Source organism: Pseudomonas pisciculturae, from assembly GCF_015461805.1.
Taxonomy (GTDB): domain Bacteria; phylum Pseudomonadota; class Gammaproteobacteria; order Pseudomonadales; family Pseudomonadaceae; genus Aquipseudomonas; species Aquipseudomonas pisciculturae.
On the sequence record NZ_JACVZE010000010.1, the window covers coordinates 78,404 to 98,377 of the forward strand.

A 19,974-nucleotide genomic window follows, 5' to 3' on the forward strand; every position below is an offset into this window, starting at 1 on the left:
GATGGAATTGGGTTGGCTGCTAGATCGCTATCGGGGGCAAGCCCCCTCCCACATTTGGACGGCGGTGTATTGGTCATGATGCGCTCCAACCCAGGCGTGAGCGCTGCGCCGCGCCTTGGGGGAACGGTTGGGGTGTGCCCAGTTGAGCAGCCAGAAACGTCAGGTACGCCGCTTCTTCCAGATTGATCAGCAAACGCGTGGCCGCGAGGACGTCGCATTCAGACCAGGCAAATGGCCCGTGATTGACCAACAACGCCGCCGGCGCCCGCGGGTGCTCACGCAAGGCATCCACCACCGGCTGCGGCGCATAACGCGGGCCCCAGGCCGTCAACGGAATCTCCTGGTCTTCGTCCAACACGCCGAGCAACTGCGTGGCATGCGCCCGTAGCGGCCGCCCCGCAATGGCGAAAGCGGTGAGATACGGCGAGTGCGTATGGATCACCGCATTCACCTGCGGCCGTTCGCGATAGATCGCCGCGTGCAGCACTGCCACCTCCTTGAGGTTGTCCGTGAGGCTGCCTTGGCTGTGCTGCAAATCGAAATCCACAATCGCCGCCACGCCACTGTCGGCCCCGCTCAACGAGGCAATCACCAAGCGTTGCTCACCGGGAATACGCAGGCTGATATTGCCCGCCTCATTGGCCGACAACACCTGGTGCTTGATCAGCAATTGCTTGGCCTGGGCAAAGTCTTGTTCGAACACTTGGGTAAAACGCACAGGGTCAAAACTCATGGGAAGTCCTCAGAAGCGGTAGTCGGCTTTCACGTAGTAGAAGGCGCCTTCGGCACCCGCCGGGGAGATGCTCTGGTAGGCCACGCGCCCGCCGACGAAGCGGTTGGCCACGTCGATCTTGTCCGGGTAGCTGTCAAACACGTTGTTGCCGCCCAGGGTCAGGGTCAGGGCCTGGGTGATGTCGTAGGACACGCTGGCGTTGCTCACCCATTGCGCCGAAAAGGTCTGGTCGCGGGCTTCGCCCAGGTTGGAGTCGAGGGTGTAGGTGCCGTAGCGAATGGTGTTCCAACTCGCCTGCCACGGGCCTTTGCGCCAGTCGGCACCGAGTATCAGCTTGCTGTTGGGCGAGGCGCTTTCAACGTAGCTGAGGGCTTCGCGGTTGATCAGGGTGATACCGCTACCGGCCAACGGGCCGGGGTTGCCCTTGATGTCGGTGACCTGGGTCTTGCTGTAGTTGAAGGCGCCGTTGAGGGTCAGTTGGCTGGCGTCGGCCAGGTCGAGGCGATAGTGGGCGGCCACGTCGACGCCGCTGGTCTTGGTGTTGAGGGCGTTGGTGAAAAAGCTCACACCGGAGTAGTTGCCATAGCCCTGGTTGGCCAGAATCTGGCTGACCTGTGTGCCGCTGAGGGTTTCGGACAGGGCGATGCGGTCCTTGATGCGAATGTGATAGGCATCGACGCTGACACTGGCCCGCTCGATGGGCTGCCACACCACGCCCAGGGACAGGCTGGTGGATCTTTCCGGCTTCAAGTCGCTGGCACCGAGGGCGCGGGCTACCGGTGTGTTCACGCTGACGGTGCCGACTTGGTACGCGGTGGGGTCGCCCGCCTTGAATTCGGTCTGGGTCGCCGAGGTGCCGATCTGGCCCAGCGTGGGCGCGCGGTAGCCACTGCTCACGGTTGAACGCAGCCCCCACTGCGGGGTGAAGTCATAGCGTGCGGAAAGCTTGCCAGTGGTGGTCGTGCCGAAGTCGTCGTAATGCTCGCTACGCCCGGCCAGGCCCAGTTGCAGTTGCTCGGTGACCTGTTGCTCCAGGCCCAGGTAGCCGCCGAACACGTGGCGCGCATAGCGGCCTTCGTCGCTGTCCTGGGTGCCGGGGAACCCTTGGGCGCCGCCAGCGCGGGCGGGCAGTGTGGTGCCATGGACCCAGGAGGCGAGGTCGCCGGCGATCACTTCATACGACTCGTTGCGCCAGGCCAGCCCGCTGGAAAATACCAGGGGGCCGGCACCCCAGCCCACCTTGAATTCCTTTACGTGGTCGAGGCTGACGTTGGTCTGCTCATTGACCAGCGCGCCCGCATTGAAGCGGGTGGGGCTGCTGGGGCCGAGGCTCGCATTCAGCGAATCACTGAGGTGGTAGTCGATGCGGTTGCGCCCGTAGTTGGCGCTCAGGTCAAAGGTGCCGAGGCGGTCATCGCGCATCTTCACGCCGCCCGTGACCGAAGCATCCCGCGAGCGTACGTCCAGCAGTGGTAAGAAGCCGTTGGGGTACACGTCAGTCAGGTTGTTGGCATCGATGGGGCGGCGAAAGGTGGCCTGGGATTCGCCGGTGCGGTCTTGATACGTAGCGAAGCCGTAGAGGTCGACGCGGTCGTTCAAGGACAGGCCGCTGTTGAGGGCCAGGTTCCAGTCCTCAAGGCCCGGCGAGCCGTAGCGCCAGTGCCGGTCGGCATCCGCTTCGCGCGCGTCACCTGTTGGGTAGAACTGGCGCCCATCGGTGCCGCCAGTGGAGGTGCGCTCGGCCCGCAGGCCTTCACCGCTGAGGGTGAGAAAACCATCGCCGGGCAAGGTGAAACCGGTCCAGCCGCCCACTGAGCGGCGAAACCCGTCGCCCTTGGTGTACTTGCCAAAGGTGCTGTTTACGGCGCCACCGTGGTCCTGCTCCTTGAGCACAATGTTGACCACCCCGGCAATCGCATCCGAGCCGTATTGGGCCGAAGCACCGTCGCGCAGCACTTCGATATGGTCGACGGCACTGACGGGAATGGTCGATAAGTCCACTGCTTGCGAGCCACGCCCGATAGTGGCCTTGGTGTTGACGAAGGCCGAGGCATGCCGGCGCTTGCCGTTGACCAGCACCAGCACTTGGTCGGCCGCCAGCCCGCGCAGCGACACCGGCCGCTGCGACGACACGCCATCGGTGCCGTTGACCTGCGGGTAGTTCACTGACGGCACTAGGGTTTCCAGGGCTTTGGCCAGGTTGTCGGTGCCGGCGCGCTCCAGTTGCTCGCTGCTGATCACATCCACCGGGGCGGCGCTTTGCAGCGCAGTCACGTCGCTGCGCCGGGTGCCGATCACCTCGACGGATTTAAGGCGCGGCGCTTGGGGCTCGCTGCTGATCGCGGCGGCCGGTGCGGCGGTGTTGGCGAGGCGATGAATCAAGACCGCGCCGCTGGCGGCCTGGCTGAAGCCCAACTGTGAGCCGCTCAAGGCAATCCCCAATGCCTGTGCCTGGCTCAAGCGACCCTGGATCGCCCGGCTTGCCCGGCCTTCTACCAGGGGTGGGTCGAACGCGATCGAATGGCCGCTCTGTTGGGAAATGCTCAGCAGCACTTCATCCAAGGGCCCGGCTGGGATATTGAAGTCGATGACGTTTTGCACCGACGCCGCCTCAGTCTGGGCCAGCGCCAGTGTTGGCAGCGCCAGGCCGCCCAAGGCCAAAGCGCAGGCCAACGGGGCCAGGGTGAATCCTGTTTTCAACATGCCAATCTGCTCCGGGTCGTGATGTTCTTTACGACCTTGAGCAACTTCGCAGGCAAATTTTCAGTACTAAGTTAGAACGCTTAGTTCGGTGCCTAGATGATTTTGTTGTGCGCATAAGCTTCGAACAAACTGATCTAAGTGTGCAGTGAAAATATAAGGGAGTATCTGCACAAGGGTACTGACAGCCAGCACCGGTTGTCCGCGCAATGCCTGCATAGTTCGCCGTGGTGAACTTGCAGGGCGGTCTGCACGCTTACGGAAAAGCTCACCAGGAGACAGATGCCCATGTCTAAAGTGCCAGCACTACAGTTACCTAGCCGTTCGGTCAGTAGCGGCGAAAAAACGTTTCAGCGTAGCCTTCCCTCCGTAATCAAAGGAGGAGATTGCTATGTCTGAAGCCTTGGCTATTCGTTGTGAAAACACCGTGCCCCGCAGCATGGTGCACCGTGCTGCCGTCAGCGAAGTGTTCCTGACCGGTGCGGAGTTAGTGAAAGAAGGGCACTTTCGTTGCAGCGCGCAACTACCGCGCACCCACAGTTACTTCAGTGAACATACTCACCGCGCCGCGCACTACGACATGTTGTTGTTGCTCGAAGTGTTTCGTCAGGCGTCGATTTATATTTCCCATGCGTTCCTCGATGTCAGCGCCCAAGACAAGTTCATCTACCTGGACAGCGTCACCCGCGTGACCGAGCGTAGTTTACTGGTAGTGGGCGATCGCCCGGCATCGGCGCAGATCGACGTGTATGTGGTGGACGAATACCTGCGCCATGGCGAGCGCAGTGGCGTGACGCTCAATATGTCGCTGAGCATTAACGGCGAAGTGGCCGCCCGCCATGAGCGCATGAGCATTCGCTGGATGAGTGGCGCGGCGTGGAACAAAATGCGGGCCCGTGGCCTCGCGGCCATACCCGCCGATGCCGACCCATTGGCGCAGTTGCCACCTCCCTTGAGCCCCTCTGCGGTGGGCCGGCATTGGTTGAATAACGTGGTGTTGGGCCGTGACCTGGAGCAGGGCGCCGACAGCCTGGTGGCGCCGCTGATCGTCGACCTGAACAACCCGGCGATCTTCGACCACCCCCTGGACCATATCCCCGGCATGTTGCTGCTCGAAGGCTTCCGGCAGGTCGCCCTGGTGGTGGCCGACCGGCAATTGCAGACCGGCCCGGAGCAACTGCTGTTGTCCAGTTGCCATGTGGTGTTCACCCGCTTTGGCGAATTCGGCTTGCCCACGCGGGTGCGCGCCGACCTCAATCGCCTGGCCCGCGATGAACACGGCCGTATCAGCCTTGCGCTGGAGGTAGAGCAGGGCGGCGCAGTGATCGCCACTGCCGAGCTTGAGTTGCTGCCCCTGGTCGCTACCCAGCCGTTGACGCTGGTGGCAGGGGGTGTGCGATGAGCGATTTGCAGTTTATCTGGTTCGATTTCGGCGGCGTGTTGTCGCCGCCCATCCCCGCGTTGTTTGAGCAGTACCAGGTCAAGACCGGCCTGGCCCCGCGTGTGTTGCAGCAGGCCATGAGCGATGTGGCCGATGAGTTGGGTGTGCCCATGCTGGCGCCGGTCGAGAGTGCCTTGCTCAGCGAAAAGGACTGGGGCCAACGCCTGGAGTTGGCGCTGCGCCGCCGTGACCCGCACATCGACTTGAGCCGCGCCCGCCTGCAAACCTTCGGCGCGCAATGGTTCGCTGGCGTGCCGGCCAATGCGCCGTTGGTGGCGGCAGTGCGGTCGCTCAAACGCGCCGGTTTTCGCGTCGGCATCCTCACCAATAACGTGGTGGAGTGGGAGCAGCACTGGCGCGCCATGGTGGGCTTGGACGAGGTGGTCGACTTGATCGTCGACTCCAGCCAGGAGCGCACCCGCAAGCCCGAAACGGCATTTTTTCAGGCAGCAATTACGCGCTCAGGCGTGGCCGCCGAACACAGCCTGTTGATCGACGATGTCATCGAAAACATCGAAGCCGCCGGTGCATTGGGCTGGCAAGTGCTGCATTTCGCCGACAACCATCAAGCGCTCACCCAGTTGCAGCGCCTCACGGGCGTCAGCCTGTTGCAACCCGTCGTGGAGCCTGCCTGATGAATAGCGCCGTGATTGCCGAACCCCAGGTTACCGTTGCGCGCATTCCCAACTTGGACGCGCCGCCCGCTTATCAACCCGCCAGCCCGGCCAATGGCTTGCCCAGGATTCTGTTGCCCAGCGGCCATCTGGCGTTTCACCTGACCCGTTACGAACACGTGCAGGCGTTGCTGCTGGACAACCGCGCGATCCGCGCCCCGTGCAACGAAGAGGACGGTGCAAGTTTTCTGCCCACCATCACGCCGCCGGAGCTGCTGCTCAACAACGACATTCCCGACCATGGCCGCCTGCGTAAAGTGGTCGCTCGGGACTTCAGCCCCAGTGGCGTCACGGTGCTGCGCGAGAGGACTGAGCAAGCCACCCATGAACGCCTCGACGTGCTGCAACGCCAGGCCCCCGGTGCGGACTTGTTTGCCCAGGTACTCGACCATATCCCCGCGACCGTGGACTGCCAGTTGCTCGGCGTTCCGTTGAGCGACCGCGAGTACTACCGGCCCTTGAGTCACACCGTGCAAGTGGCTTCGGATGCCGATGTGCCCGAGCTGCTCAACCAGTTCTGGGGCGTGTACAACTACCTGACCGACTTGGTGACCGGCGCCCGGCCGACTCACCCGGACGGCCTTATCCAGCGTTTCGTCGCCAGTCGCGCCGACAGCGAGCCGCCGCTCAATGACAAGGAGCTGGTCGGTATTCTGTTGGGCGTGCTGATCGGCGGCGACCAGAACATCCTCACCGTGCTGACCAAGTCGGTGTACACCCTGTTGGCCGCGCCGCAACTGTGGCAGCAATTGGTCGATGACCCGGCGCTGATCCCGAACGCCGTCGAAGAGCTGCTGCGGGTGATCCCGTTGGGCACTATCTCGACCTTCCCGCGCCTGGCCAGTGTCGACCTGGAAGGGCCGTGGGGGCTGATCCCCGAAGGCAGCATCATCTATGCCGACGCGTTCGCGGCCAACCGTGACCCGGCGGTGTTCCCCGAGCCTTTGGCGATTCGCCTGGACCGCAACGACGCCCGGCATTTGCAGTTCGGCTACGGCATGCACAACTGCATGGGCGCCGCGTTGGCGCGCCTGGAAATCACCACGGTGTTGCAGATACTCGTGCAACGCTTCCCCAACCTGCGCCTGGCGGTGCCGGCGGACCAGGTGCCCTGGGTCGACGGCATTATCCTGCGCCGTCCTGCCCGCTTGCCGGTGCACGGCTTCACTTCAACCTGACCCTGGAAGGACCCATGAAAAACTCGTTTGCCGATACGGCTCTACTCACCATTATCCTGCTGGCGATTTTCGTCGTACCCAGCTCCATCTCTGGCACAGCCTTGGCGTTGCCGGCGATTGGCGCGGATATCCAGGCGCCGTTGACCAGCCTGCAATGGGTGGTCAATGCCTTTAACCTGGCGTTTGCCTGCTTCACCCTGGCGTGGGGCGCGCTAGCTGATCGGCTGGGACGCAAACGTTGCTTTGTGGCCGGGGCGTCGTTGTATGTGGTGGCTTCCGTGCTGTCGGCCGTGGCCGAGAGTGCGTGGCTGCTGGATGCGGCGCGGGGGCTGGCGGGTATCGGGGCGGCGGCGATTTTCTCGTGTGGCATCGCCATTTTGTCCACCCACTTTGAGGGCCCGGCGCGGCTGCGGGCGTTTGCCTTGTTCGGCACCGTGGCAGGGCTGGGGGTGAGCCTGGGGCCGACCTTGTCCGGTCTGCTGCTGGACAGCGTCGGTTGGCGCGCGATTTTCTGGGCCCATGCAGTGACGTTGTTGATTGTGTTGTTGGGCAGCCCGTTGATCACCCGTGACGGCGTACTGGCTGAGCGTACCGCCCGTTTCGACGTGCCCGGTGCGACCTTGTTTGTACTCGCGTTGTTGGCATTGATGGTGGCCATCGTGCAGGGCTCGCAGTGGGGCTGGACCAGCCCTGGCGTGCTGGGCCTGGTGGCGGTGGCAGCGGTGTTATTGGCGCTATTTACCTGGCAAGAGCGGCGCCATTTGCAGCCGATGCTCGACCTGTCGTTGCTGTCGAGCGGGCCGTTTGTGGGGCTGGCGTTGGTCACCGTTGCGGCGTCGTTTGGCTTCGTGACGCTGCTGACTTACCTGCCAAGCTACCTGTTTGGCGTGCTGCAATTGAGCGCGACCCATGCGGGCTTGGCGATGTTGCTGCTGACGGTGCCGATGCTGTTCTGCCCGATTCTGGCGGGCAAATGGGCGGCGCGCGGGGTGTCGGCCATCGGCATTCTCAAGGCCAGCCTGCTTGCGCTGTTGGTGGGCGTGGTGGCGTTGGCGCTGGTCAGCCAGGTGGGTGTGACGCTGTGGCAATTGGCACTGCCATTGTTGCTGGTAGGTATCGGCATGGGGCTGTCGGCCGGGCTGGTCGATGGCTTGGCTCTCAAGACCGTACCAGAGCAAAAAGCCGGTATGGCGGCGGGGTTACTCAACACCTTCCGGTTGGGCAGCGAAGCAATTGCAGTGGCCTTGTACGGTTCGCTATTGGCGACCTTGCTCGACACCCAACTGCGCGGCGCCTTGAGTCGCCTGGCACCTGACGCCAGCACGCTGCAACGCTGGGTCGACGAAGTGGCTGCCGGCAATCTCACCGGCTCGTTGCAAGCGCTGAACACCGAACAGGCCGGCACCGTGCACAGCCTGTTTATCGGCGGCTATGACAGTGCCTTCCACGGCGTGCTGTGGGTGTTGGCGGCGATTCTGCTGGTACTGACCCTGGTGGTCACCTGGTTGGTGCGCCCGCTGCGTCAGCAGGAGCGTACCGAGGCACAACTGGCAACCCACTGACCGCGTTGCTACACCGCCTGCGAGGGTTGCAGGCGGAGTATTTACGTGGCTGAAAGGTTGTCGACGGTTATGCAAAAAATGCAGTGTGTTAACTGTTTTTATTCTTTTATCTAGCGAAGCCCACTGGGGCAAACTGGATTCACCTGCCAGGATGCAGGTCTACCTCAACCCGACAGGCCCACCACCACTTGTCCGCTGGCGTGTGCAGTCCATGAAGATTATGGACCTATGGACCCGAATGCCTTGCTCAAGACCCGACTCATCGGGCAGATCTTCCAGCAGCACTACAGCTGGCTGTGCGCGCGCTTGTCGTACCGCACCGGTTGCAGCCACAGCGCCGAGGACATTGCCGCCGAGACCTTCCTCAAGGTGTGGATGCTGCCCGACCCCACGGCAATCCGCGAGCCGCGCGCGCTACTGACCACCATCGCGCAACGCCTGATGTACGAGAGCTGGCGCCGTCGCGACCTGGAAAAAGCCTACTTGCAGATCCTCGCCGACGTGCCGGAGCACGTGCACCCATCGCCCCAGGAGCAGTTGATACTGATCGAGAGCCTGCTGGCCATCGACCGCCTGCTGGATGGGTTGTCGGGGCAAGCGAAGGCGGTGTTCGTGCATAGCCAGCTGGATGGCATGACCTACACGCAGATCAGCGAACGGCTGGGGCTGTCACTGGGGCGTATTCACCAGTTGATGACCCAGGCCCTGCGTGCCTGTTATGTGGGGTTGAGCGAGTGAGCAAACACCCGTTGAACGACCCGGTGGCCGAGGAGGCCATCGGTTGGCTGGTGCAGCTCCAGTCCGGTGATTTCACCCCTGCGCAACAGGATGCGCTGGACGAATGGCGCAGCACCTCGGCTCATCATCGCCAGGTGTACCAGCAACTCATCGCCGGCCTCGATCAGCTCAAGGCCTCGCCGTGGCGCGGCCGTTCAAGCGCGCAGCTGTTACGCAGCCTGGAACAGCCCAACAGCCGTCGCGCCTTTCTGCGCACCAGCCTGTGTGCCGTAGGGCTGGCGGCGGGGGTAGGGTGGGTGTCGCGGTTTGAAGAAGCGGGGCAAACCTACGCCACCGGCACCGCTGAGCGGCGTACCTGGCAACTGGCCGATGGCAGCACCCTCAAGCTCAACGCCCGCAGCCAGGTGCTGTCGCAACCATCAGCCGAGCCGCACAGCCTGCAATTACGTGCCGGTGAAATGCTGGTGAATGCGCTGCGCCCGTTACAGGTCGACACCCGAGCGGGTCGCATTAGCACCACCCGTGGGCGGCTGATGCTGAGCGAGCAGGGCAGTGCTATGCGTTTGGTCACCCTGGACGCTGACGCTATGCTGCACTTCGAAGGCGGCACCCAGCAACGCATCGCCATGCACCAAAGTACGCTGTTCGATCACCAGCGCATCCTCACCCAAGTGCCCATGGCCGCGACCGAAACCGCCTGGCTCGACGGCTGGCTGGTGGTGCGTAACCAGACGCTGGCCACGGTGGTGGATGCGATTCGGCCGTATCGCAGTGGCATTGTGCGGTTGGATGCCAGGGTGGCGGGGTTGCGCGTGACAGGCCGCTTTCCGTTGGATGATGCGCGCCAGACGCTGGAGGCACTGGAGCAGAGCTTGCCGATCACAGTTCGCCAGTGGGGGGATGTGGTTGTGTTGATTGGAGCGCGAGCTTAAGGCACAGAGACCACTTGTGGGAGGGGCTTGCTCCCGATAGCGGTGTATCAGCCAATGCTTGTGTTGACTGACCCAGCGCCATCGGGGGCAAGCCCCTCCCACATTTGGATCTGGCCAGGCTCAGGAGATAGGTACACCGCCAAGCCCATGTGGGAGGGGCTTGCCCCCGATGGCGGTGGGTCAGCTTGCACAGGTGGTGGCTGAGCCACAGCTATCGTGGGCAAGCCCACTTTCACATTTGGATTTGGTTGGGATCAGTAGAGCTGCGGCACGATCAGTTCCGGCGGCGTGGGGCTGCGCGAATATTCCTCGTGCCGCACGCGTTGGGGCAGCTCGATCACCGGCAACTCCACTTCTTCATAGGGCATCTGCCCCAGCAGGTGGTTGATGCAGTTGAGTCGGGCCTTCTTCTTGTCGTCGGCCTGCACCACCCACCACGGTGCTTCGGCGATGTGGGTGCGGTCTAGCATGATTTCCTTGGCCTTGGTGTAGGCCTCCCAGCGCCGGCGGGATTCGAGGTCCATGGGGCTGAGCTTCCACTGTTTGAGCGGGTCGTGGATGCGGCTCAAAAAGCGCAAGTGTTGCTCCTGGTCGGAAATGGAGAACCAGTATTTGATCAGTTGTATGCCGGAGCGGGCCAACATGCGCTCGAATTCCGGCACGGTTCGAAAAAACTCTTCGTACTGGTCGTCATTGCAAAAGCCCATGACTTGCTCAACGCCTGCGCGGTTATACCAACTGCGGTCGAACAGCACGATTTCACCAGCGGCCGGCAGGTGCGACACATAACGCTGGAAGTACCACTGGGTCTGTTCACGGTCATTGGGAGCGGGCAGGGCGGCCACCCGGCACACTCGCGGGTTGAGACGTTGTGTGATGCGTTTGATCACGCCGCCTTTACCCGCAGCATCGCGGCCCTCGAAAAGGATCACCACTTTATGGCCGGTCTTGACCACCCAGCTCTGCAATTTCACCAATTCGCCCTGCAAGCGGAACAGCTCGCTGAAATAAATCCGGCGGGCAGCTTTTTCGGGGCTTTCACCGACGTGGTCATCAAACAGCGCGTTGAGGTCATGCCCGTCTTCAGACAGTTCCAGTTCCAGCTCTTCATCGCTGTGATCCAGCAATTCGCGGTGGATGCGTTGCATCAAGGCGTCTTCTACTGAGGACATGGGTGCCGCTCGCGTGGGGGGAGATGGCAAATTCATAGACGCAATTTGTTACCAACCAATGACATCAAAAGGCCTGTTCGAGGGGGTGGAAGAGGCAAACGCGGCAATTTGCCATTCCACGTTCATAAAAGCGTAACAAGAATGTTGCAGAGTGCCCGAGCCCGAAATTCACAAGGATTTTCCTGAATGAAACGTCTGATGAAGTCTGCTGCACTCGCCGTTGCGGTTTCTCTTAGTGCCACTTCGGTGTTTGCTGCCGAAAGCATCCGCCTGACCGGCTCCGGCGCAAGTTTCCCGGCTCCGATCTACCTCACCTGGTTCAAGGATTTCAGCAAGAAAACCGAAGGTGTCACCGTTGACTACCAATCCAAGGGTAGCGGCGCAGGTGTGCAGGACTTCCTGAACAAGACCGTTGATTTCGCCGCCAGCGACTCGGCCATGAAAGACGAAGACATTGCCAAGGTGGCCGAAGGCGCTCAGTTGCTGCCGATGACCGCTGGCGAAATCGTGCTGGCCTACAACCTGCCGGGTAGCCCTAAGGGTTTGAAGCTGCCGCGTGATGTTTACTCGAACATCTTCCTGGGCAAGATCACCAAGTGGAATGACCCGCAGATCGTCGCCGCCAACCCAGGCATCAAACTGACCGACATGCCGATCACTGTGGTCGTACGTGCTGACTCCAGCGGTACCACTGCCGTGTTCACCAAGCACTTGGCGGCCATCAATGCCGAATTCAAGACTGCACTGGGCGAAGGCAACACCGTCAACTGGCCTGCCACTGACAAATTCATCAAATCGCCGAAAAACGACGGTGTAACCGCCACCGTGCGCCAGACCCCGGGCGCCATCGGCTACATCGAGTATGGCTTCGCCAAACTGGCCAAGGTCGACTTCGCCGAGCTGCAAAACAAGGCCGGTCACTACGTCGTGCCTAACGCCGAAAGCGGTGCCGAAGCACTGGCTGCTGTCACCATGCCGGAAAACCTGATCGCCTGGCTGCCAGACCCGGCCGGTGCCAAGTCCTACCCGATCACCACCTACACCTGGATGATCTTCCGCAAGGACAACGGCAACCCAGCCAAGGCCAAGGCCATGCGTGAAATGGTCGAGTACAGCTTGACCGAAGGTCAGAAAATCGCTGACTCGATGGGCTACATCCCGCTGCCTAAGTCGGTAGTCGACCAGGTTCGCAAAGCGTCCGCCAACATCCAGTAAGGCTCGCGAGACCTCCTTCGGCGTGCGCTGCCCGCCACGCCGAACGAGTTTCCCCCCTGTTCCGGAATTAGCCCATGAACACACCTTTTGTCGTACCGGTTAACCCGGATTCTGCTTGCCGACCACCGTCTACCAAAGACTTCCTGGTTGATCGCACCTTCCGTGGGCTTGCACGCATTGGCGTGGTGCTGGTGCTGGCGCTGGTCTTCGCGCTGGTTTTCGAAGTAGGGCGCAAGGCACTTCCCGGCATGGAAAAACATGGCCTGGACGTGATTTTTGGTAGCGTCTGGGACGTTAACCAAGGCAAGTACGGCATTCTGCCGGCGATTTGGGGCACGCTTTACAGTGCTTTCATCGCACTGCTGATCGCAGGCTTTTTCGGCGTCAGCATGGCGATCTTCCTCACCCAAGACTTTTTGCCAGCAAAACTGGCGGCGGTGTTTCGCACCATCGTCGAATTGCTCGCTGCCATCCCCAGCGTCGTCTACGGCCTGTGGGGTATCTATGTGGTGATCCCGGCCATCCGCCCGCTCACCGCGTGGCTGAACACTGAACTGGGCTGGATTCCTTTTTTCGGCACGTCCCTGAGCGGGCCGGGCTTGCTGCCAGCAGCGCTGGTACTGGCCATCATGATTCTGCCGACCATTGCCGCGGTTTCCCAGGACGCCCTTACGGCAGTCCCGATGAAAACCAAGCAGGCGGCCTACGGCATGGGCACTACCCACTGGGAAGCGATTCTCAAGGTGATGGTGCCGTCTGCGGCCACCGGCATCTTCGGCTCCCTTGTGCTGGGCCTGGGACGTGCACTGGGTGAAACCATGGCCCTGGCCATGCTGGTGGGCAACGCCAACAACATCTCACTGTCGCTGTTTGCTCCGGCCAACACCCTGGCGGCCTTGCTGGCGCTGAACTTCCCCGAAGCCGGCCCGACCGAGATCGAGGTATTGATGTACGCCGCACTGGTGCTGATGTTTATCACGCTGCTGGTGAACGTCCTCGGCTCGATGATCATGCTCTACGCCCAGCGGGGTAACAAACAATGACTAACCTGAACTCCCCCATCACGGCCATGCCGAGCTTGCAGCGCAAGTTCGAAGGCCGCGCCCTGCGCAGCCTGGTGCTGACCACGCTGGTGTGGGCTGGCGCAGTACTGGCCAGCGTGCCATTGATTTCTGTGCTGTACATGCTGATCACCCGTGGCGGTGCACGCCTGAGCCTGGAAGTGTTCACCGAACTGCCCCCGACTGGTTTCGAGACCGGCGGTGGCTTCGGTAACGCCATGGCCGGTACTTTTGTGATGGTCGGCATCGCAGCCGCTATCGCAGTGCCCGTAGGCATCATGGCCGCGATCTTCCTGGCCGAGTTGGGCCCCGACAGCAAGCTGGCCAACGCCGCACGGTTTGCCGCCAAGATGCTCACCGGCTTGCCGTCGATCCTGGCAGGTGTATTTGCCTACGCTCTGGTCGTGATGACCACCGGCACCTACTCGGCCCCGGCCGGTGGCGTGGCGCTGGCGGTACTGATGCTGCCCATCGTGGTGCTGACGGCCGAAGAGTCGATGCGCATGGTGCCCAAGATCATGAAGGACGCCGCCTACGGCATGGGTTGCACCCGCTCCCAGGTGATCTGGAAGATCGTGTTGCCCACCGGCATGCCGGCGATCCTCACCGGCGTGATGCTCGCTGTAGCACGTGCCGCGGGCGAAACCGCACCGTTGCTGTTTACCGCCTTGTTCAGCAACTACTGGATCTACCACGACGGCAGCCTGGCGGTGATGAACCCGACCGCCTCCCTGGCCGTGCTGATCTACAACTTCTCCGGCATGCCGTTCGACAACCAGCTTGAGCTCGCATGGGCGGCCTCGTTGGTGCTGGTAATGATCGTGCTGGTCGTGAATATCGTGAGCCGTATTTTCGGCAAGCCCAAGTATTAAGAACGGGAGCACCTGAACTTTGAACGTATCTACTGCGCAAATTGCCCGTCCGTTTGTTACCGAGTCGCCTGTGGTCATGGACTGCAAACTGGACAAGATTTTCTACGGTAACTTCCTGGCTGTACGTGACAGCCATGTGCCGATCGAAAAGAACAAAATCACCGGCTTTATCGGCCCGTCCGGCTGCGGCAAAAGTACTGTGCTGCGCAGCCTCAACCGCATGAACGACCTGGTCAAGGGCTTCCGTTTTGAGGGGCATGTGCATTTCCTCGGGCAGGACGTGTACGGCAAGGGCGTCGACCCGGTAGTGGTGCGCCGCTACATCGGCATGGTGTTCCAACAGCCCAACCCGTTCTCGATGAGCATTTTCGACAACGTGGCCTTTGGCCTGCGCCTTAATCGCTACAAAGGCGACCTCGGTGACCGCGTCAAGCACGCCCTGCAAGGCGCCGCGCTGTGGGATGAAGTCAAAGACAAGCTCAAGGTCAGCGGCCTGTCGCTCTCCGGCGGCCAACAGCAACGCCTGTGCATCGCCCGCGCTATCGCCACTGAGCCAGAAGTGCTGTTGCTGGACGAACCCTGCTCGGCACTCGACCCTATCGCTACCCGTCGCGTCGAAGAGCTGATGGTCGAGTTGAAAAAGGACTACACCATCGCCCTGGTGACCCACAACATGCAGCAGGCGATCCGTGTGGCCGATACCACGGCGTTTTTCTCGGTGGATATTTCCCAGGGCACCCGCACGGGCTACCTGGTGGAGATGGGGCCTACCGCCCAGATCTTTGAAAACCCACGGGAACAAATGACCGGGGACTACATCAGCGGCAAGTTCAGCTGATTGACCTATGCACCGTTTTTCAGGATTGCCAATGACTGCAACACGTCGTCTTGATCTGGGCGCGATTGAGCGCGCCCTGCGTGAGGTGCAGAGCCGTTTTACTGCGCTCAGCCGCGACTTTGACGAGCCGCGCGACCCTCTGACCGACGAGGTGTTGCAGAATGTGCTTGATGGTTATGCCCTGATTGACGAGTATGTCGCGCGGGGTGTGGACCTGTTTGATCTTCAGCAACTGAACCTGATGCTGGAAATCAACGCCACCGTGCTCTGCGGCAAAGACCCGGTGCGTCGGCAAGAATACGCCCAGCACCTGGCGGCGACAGAGCAACACTTTTTCAACAATGTGGAAGGCGGCATCAAGGATCTGCACAGCTGGTACTGCAAGCACCACGGTGAATCGGTGTGGAAGCGTGCCGCCGGCGTGTACGTGCGGGTGCTCAGCAAGCCGCAGCTGTTTATCGAAGGCAATCACCGCAGTGGCTCGCTGATCGTGAGCTACCTGCTGATGCGCGAGGGGCTGGCGCCGTTTGTGCTGACATTGGCCAACGCCGAGGGTTACTTCAACCCGTCTTCGGTTATTCGCAACTCCGCTAAACATGGTGTGAAGGCTTTGTACGAATTGCCCAAGATCAAAAAGAAGTACGCCGCTTTCCTGGAAGATAACGCCGCTGACCCGGCGCAATTTTTCCTTGGGGACACACAGGCCCCTGTTTACCAGAGTGGCTACTGATGGGAAGGAATCCAGTGCTCGACACCGTAAAGAACGTGCTCAACCCACAGCGCGTGCGTATTTCATTTGATATCGATGACACCCTGGCCTGCCAGCCGCACCACAGCGCCGCTGAAGAGAGCAAGCTGCCGGAGTGCGTGCACCGCTGGCTGGGCGAGCCATTGCGCAATGGCACCCGCGCCTTGATCCGTGAGTTGCGTCGCCAAAATTGCAGTATCTGGGTCTATACCTCGTCAGGCCGTACCCCGGCCTACATCCGCCGCTGGTTGTTGTTGTATGGCATCCACGTCGATGGCGTGGTAAACAGCGTGCGCCACGGCGAGGCCCTTGCGGCGCGCGGGTTGTCGAACGCACCTTCGAAACTGCCGACAGCGTTTGATATCGACCTGCATGTGGACGACTCCGAAGGCGTGCAGATCGAGGGTCACGACCATGGTTTTCGCGTGGTGGTAGTGAGCCCGGAAGACGAGCAGTGGGCGCAGAAGGTGCTTGCAGCCGTTGCCCACGTGCAGGCACAGCTTGCCTGGCAGCAACAACCGCGTCGGCACAAGGTGCCAGCGCCGGTCTATTCGGGCATTACCCTCAACGGCTGAGTGCTCACCTGTGGCGAGGGAGCTCTGCGTACTTAAGAGGGTGCGATTCAGCAGGGCTTGATTTGATGGGCGCCAGCGCCGAGCGTCCTCCTGAACATGATCGATTTGATCTGCGTCTGCACGTAGCGCTGTGACACTGTTGTGGATGACGTGAACAGTGCCAGCAACGTCAATCCATCCTTCTTGAGATCCAGCGAACCGGCCAAGGTCAGTGCCGCTTCACCACTCTTTTGCAGCGCAGCGAGGCTTACCGATTGCTGTGTTAACCCGCCCGCACCCGCATTGATATCGGTAAAACCTGATACCTCGACACGCTCTGTGGGGGTCGTCAACGTGCCACTGACACAGCCAAAAGCCTGCTGACTTGACGCGCTTACGTGCAGTTTCAGGTGATGCCCATCCGCCGCCAGCCATGTGCCATTTAGCGGGTTGTCTTGCTCTGAAACCAGAGCGGGCGCGACTTTGCATGGCGCTATGGCCTCAGCTGCAACGCGTCGATAGCTCAGTTTGTCGAGGTACGTGCCTTGATTAGCCAGATCGGGAAAGTCATTGGTAACGACGAGCAAGTGCGACAGCTTGAGCCGGTCCTCGCCTGTAACCCGGTGGAGTTGGCCGCACAAACCCGACACCCAATGCCAACTGGGGTCCGCCGGCCCTTCATCCAGCGCGTGCCACTCGATCGTCAATGCCACTGGCAGCCCTTTTTCCTGCGATGGGTAGGTGCTCGACTGATAACCCGTTATCGCGTATCGCCCCGTTGAGCCCGTCGACGATTGATAGGCGCCGGTAACTACGTTACCCGCGACCGTCAACGTCATCACTGAGCCGTAGCCATTTTTCCAAGTGCCCGTGACGGATAACGGCGGGGCTGTTTCGACAGTGGCTGCGGTCGGGCTGAGCACGAATTTTTTACTGACAAGCGTGCGCGCCTGGGTATCAAAACGTTGTGAGGATGAGCGGCTGATAATCTGTGGCCCGTCCGGGCGATTGAACAACCACACGCCCACCGGCGCCAGTGAGTAAGTGCCAGGGCGACATTGCACCACACGATATTCATAAACGGTGTAGCAATGCTCCATCACCAGCGAACCCACCAACACCAGGTCAGCCAGCCCCAGCGGCTCGAATTGCGCAAGGGTTTTACCTTGGTCCGGGCCTTCCTCGATCAGGACGTTGTACAGGTCGGCACCCAGGGTAATCTCGCCATCGGCGAAGCCCAGAACAACCTCTGGATTGCCGCCCCGAGCAATGCGCTCAAGGGTTTGGCGCATCAGCCGGTCATCCCCTTTGAACCCGGATGTGCCAGAGTCCAGCGCGAAGGTCACGTTTGTGGCCAAGACGTCTGCGCCGACGGTGTAAGACACCAAGGGTGTCGACCAGATGTATTCCACACCGCGCACTTTGTTGTAGAGCGCCCACGGCAGAAACAGGCGCGGGCCGACGGTTTTGCTCGCATCTACTGCGCCCATTTGGCATACGCCGCGACGCAAAGAAGGGTTCAAGTCGAAGGTGACGAAGGGTTGTCGCGGATCGATTTTGCCGCTGTTCATCAACGTCTGAAATACAAACGAGCTGCTGGCGTCGACATAAGCGCTGCTGCTGGGAAAGCCAATGCCACCGTCCCAGTCCAACTGGCGAAACTGCGCACCGGTGTAGTCTGCCGCCAGCATAAGTTGGGTGGGCAGCTTCGTGTCGTTCAGGGTCAGTACCTCCGAACCCAACTCAGCCTGCAGGGTGCCCCAGGGGCCAAAGCTGTAGGGCCGTTGCAGGCAGTCGGTGAAGGCAAAACTGCTGGACGCCTGATAGTCAAACCGACCCCCGCTGTAGTGTTGGCAACGGTCAGGGGCGCACAGGCTGGAGGTTATCCAGGTGATGTTGGTGCCGGTGTCCAGCGACAGTTTCAGGCACTGCCCCGGTGTACCGACCAACACTGTCGTATACCAAGGGCTGGCGCCGTTATTTTGGCAAGGGCCGCGTTGCAGGGTGACGGTGATCCCGTCAGCCTGTTGTCGAGTGTTCATGATGAATTCCGTTTCTACTGTGCGATGGGGTCACCTCAATGGGTGACCCGTTTGAGCTCCGCACCTATTAAATCCCACAGGGCAGGGGACGGCTGTCAGCCCAGGCACAGCGCGCATGCCTGAAAGCGCGATACGCACCGTGCTAATCCAACGCTTTGCCCTCGGTTTCAGGAATGAACAGCACCAGTAACACCGTGACCAGCATGAAGGCATTGATGAAGGTGGTGGTCATGTTGAACGAGGCGCCGTAAGCCACCAGTGCGCCGATCAACGACGGCGCCAGGATATTGGCCACTCGCTGGGCAAAAATCGCCCAGCCATAACCGATGGTACGCAGCGGGGTCGGGTACAGCTCGGCGATCCAGGTGCCCCACACGCCCCATGCACCCAAGCTGAAGAACGCCAGGGCGAAGTTGCTCAGGTACAGCATTTCCAGGCTTTGCGCATTGGCAAAGCCGTAGCCCGCGACGACTGAGGCACTGATGAAACCGATGATGATGTTTTTGCGGCCATAGCGATGGGTGAGCCACGATGCCGCCATGTAGCCTGGGATCATGCACAGTGCCGACAGCGCGATAAACCCGTAGCTTTGCGGCAGGCTCAGCCCGCGTTGCTGCAACAGCGTCGGCAGCCAGGTCTGTAAACCCCAGTAGCCCCAGGAGAAGGTGAAGTTCACCAGGATCTGCAAAGCGCTGATCTTGAGTAACGCCGGCGAAAACAACTCGCGCTGGCGCCCTAACGTCGTTTGGTCCACTTGCAGCAAGCAATTCTCGGGTATTTGCACGGTGCCACGGCTTAATCGCTTAATGACCGCGCGCGCCTGCGGCTGGCGCTTGACGTTGGCCAGCCAATACGGCGACTCCGGCACCCAACGCGCTACCACCAGCGCCCACAAACCACCCAGTGAACTCACCACGATGATCGTGCGCCAGCCATAGGGCATCAACCATACGGTCGCACCCAGCGCCAGCAGCATGCCGATTGGCCAGCCCGAGGCCAGGTACACGGTCAGCGCGCCGCGATAGCGTACGGGCAATAGTTCCTGATAGTGGGCAAACGTCACGACCATCATGCCCACTGCCGCCACACCCGACAGCAGCCGCAACGCGTACAACGTGGCGTAGTCCGGGGCAAATGCGCTCGCCAGCGACACCACGCCGTAGCTGGACAAGCTCCAGATGACCGCACCCTTGCGGCCAATGCGTTCGGCCAGCTTGCCCCAGACCAGCGAGCCCAGCAGCATGCCGATGAACATGGCGCCGATCAAATGGCCGACGGCGAGCGCATCCAGGGAAAAGTCTCGGGCGATCAGCGGCGCGGTGTAGACAATGATCATCATCTCCCACGCCTCAATGGCGAACACAAAGAACAGCGCCAGGCAGCACTTGAGGTGTTCGCGGGTCAGGGGTACGTCTCTGAATACATCGCCCACTTGGCGAGTGGAGGTGTAGGTGGAGGTGCAGCTGCCTTGTGCGGGCACTGGCGTGACGTCGCTCATAATGAATGCTCCGAGT

Annotated in this window: 17 protein-coding genes; 12 read left to right on the forward strand and 5 right to left on the reverse strand. The window is 61.2% G+C overall.

Features of this window, described 5'->3' with window-relative positions; genetic code table 11:
• Nucleotides 1-73 precede the first annotated feature (73 nt).
• Together ICY20_RS24310 and ICY20_RS24315 are read right to left on the reverse strand one after the other, a co-directional pair.
• A complete protein-coding gene (locus ICY20_RS24310; RefSeq protein WP_194938804.1) occupies nt 74-733 on the reverse strand; it encodes a class II aldolase/adducin family protein in 660 nt (219 codons plus the stop codon).
• A 9-nt stretch (nt 734-742) separates the two neighbouring features.
• Nucleotides 743-3,436 (reverse strand): TonB-dependent receptor, encoded by a 2,694-nt coding sequence (locus tag ICY20_RS24315; protein ID WP_194938805.1) that lies wholly within the window; start codon nt 3,434-3,436, stop codon nt 743-745.
• 388 nt (nt 3,437-3,824) lie between these two features.
• Between ICY20_RS24315 and ICY20_RS24320 the strand changes: the two genes are divergently transcribed.
• From ICY20_RS24320 to ICY20_RS24345, 6 genes are all read left to right on the forward strand, one after another.
• Nucleotides 3,825-4,835, forward strand: a complete 1,011-nt coding sequence (locus ICY20_RS24320) for a ScbA/BarX family gamma-butyrolactone biosynthesis protein (RefSeq protein WP_159962872.1) — start codon at nt 3,825-3,827, stop codon at nt 4,833-4,835.
• Nucleotides 4,832-5,509, forward strand: coding sequence for an HAD family hydrolase (locus ICY20_RS24325; protein ID WP_194938806.1), 678 nt, complete (start codon nt 4,832-4,834; stop codon nt 5,507-5,509). Before ICY20_RS24320 ends, ICY20_RS24325 begins: the two co-directional genes overlap by 4 nt.
• Nucleotides 5,509-6,726, forward strand: coding sequence for a cytochrome P450 (locus tag ICY20_RS24330; protein ID WP_194938807.1), 1,218 nt, complete (start codon nt 5,509-5,511; stop codon nt 6,724-6,726). Before ICY20_RS24325 ends, ICY20_RS24330 begins: the two co-directional genes overlap by 1 nt.
• A 14-nt stretch (nt 6,727-6,740) precedes the next feature.
• Nucleotides 6,741-8,288: an MFS transporter gene (locus tag ICY20_RS24335; RefSeq protein WP_159962875.1), complete on the forward strand. Its 1,548-nt coding sequence runs from the start codon at nt 6,741-6,743 to the stop codon at nt 8,286-8,288.
• A gap of 228 nt (nt 8,289-8,516) precedes the next feature.
• A complete protein-coding gene (locus ICY20_RS24340; RefSeq protein ID WP_159962876.1) occupies nt 8,517-9,026 on the forward strand; it encodes a sigma-70 family RNA polymerase sigma factor in 510 nt (169 codons plus the stop codon).
• Complete coding sequence (locus ICY20_RS24345) at nt 9,023-9,958, forward strand: FecR family protein (RefSeq protein WP_194938808.1); 936 nt, start codon at nt 9,023-9,025, stop codon at nt 9,956-9,958. The genes ICY20_RS24340 and ICY20_RS24345 overlap by 4 nt, the downstream gene beginning before the upstream one ends.
• 254 nt (nt 9,959-10,212) lie before the next feature.
• Here ICY20_RS24345 and ppk2 read toward each other — a convergent pair whose 3' ends face one another.
• A complete protein-coding gene (gene ppk2, locus ICY20_RS24350) occupies nt 10,213-11,130 on the reverse strand; it encodes a polyphosphate kinase 2 (protein ID WP_159957335.1) in 918 nt (305 codons plus the stop codon).
• Between the two features lie 186 nt (nt 11,131-11,316).
• Here ppk2 and pstS point away from each other — a divergent pair, with 186 nt between their 5' ends.
• The 6 genes from pstS (at nt 11,317) to ICY20_RS24380 (ending at nt 16,439) form a co-directional block, all read left to right on the forward strand.
• Nucleotides 11,317-12,345, forward strand: coding sequence for a phosphate ABC transporter substrate-binding protein PstS (gene pstS / locus ICY20_RS24355; RefSeq protein WP_159957337.1), 1,029 nt, complete (start codon nt 11,317-11,319; stop codon nt 12,343-12,345).
• 74 nt (nt 12,346-12,419) lie between these two features.
• Nucleotides 12,420-13,388 (forward strand): phosphate ABC transporter permease subunit PstC, encoded by a 969-nt coding sequence (gene pstC, locus ICY20_RS24360; protein WP_159957339.1) that lies wholly within the window; start codon nt 12,420-12,422, stop codon nt 13,386-13,388.
• Entirely contained in the window at nt 13,385-14,278 is an 894-nt protein-coding gene (gene pstA, locus ICY20_RS24365; RefSeq protein ID WP_122488632.1) for a phosphate ABC transporter permease PstA, read from the forward strand. The genes pstC and pstA overlap by 4 nt, the downstream gene beginning before the upstream one ends.
• Before the next feature lie 76 nt (nt 14,279-14,354).
• Entirely contained in the window at nt 14,355-15,116 is a 762-nt protein-coding gene (pstB, locus tag ICY20_RS24370) for a phosphate ABC transporter ATP-binding protein PstB (protein ID WP_228758572.1), read from the forward strand.
• A 31-nt stretch (nt 15,117-15,147) separates the two neighbouring features.
• Nucleotides 15,148-15,846: a hypothetical protein gene (locus ICY20_RS24375; protein ID WP_159957343.1), complete on the forward strand. Its 699-nt coding sequence runs from the start codon at nt 15,148-15,150 to the stop codon at nt 15,844-15,846.
• Nucleotides 15,846-16,439, forward strand: coding sequence for a trehalose-phosphatase (locus ICY20_RS24380; RefSeq protein WP_194938809.1), 594 nt, complete (start codon nt 15,846-15,848; stop codon nt 16,437-16,439). The genes ICY20_RS24375 and ICY20_RS24380 overlap by 1 nt, the downstream gene beginning before the upstream one ends.
• Nucleotides 16,440-16,486: 47 nt before the next feature.
• Here ICY20_RS24380 and ICY20_RS24385 read toward each other — a convergent pair whose 3' ends face one another.
• Entirely contained in the window at nt 16,487-18,460 is a 1,974-nt protein-coding gene (locus ICY20_RS24385; RefSeq protein WP_194938810.1) for an avidin/streptavidin family protein, read from the reverse strand.
• A 142-nt stretch (nt 18,461-18,602) separates the two neighbouring features.
• Nucleotides 18,603-19,958 carry an MFS transporter gene (locus ICY20_RS24390; protein WP_194938811.1) on the reverse strand — a complete coding sequence of 452 codons (1,356 nt, stop codon included), beginning with the start codon at nt 19,956-19,958 and terminating at the stop codon, nt 18,603-18,605.
• Nucleotides 19,959-19,974 lie beyond the last annotated feature (16 nt).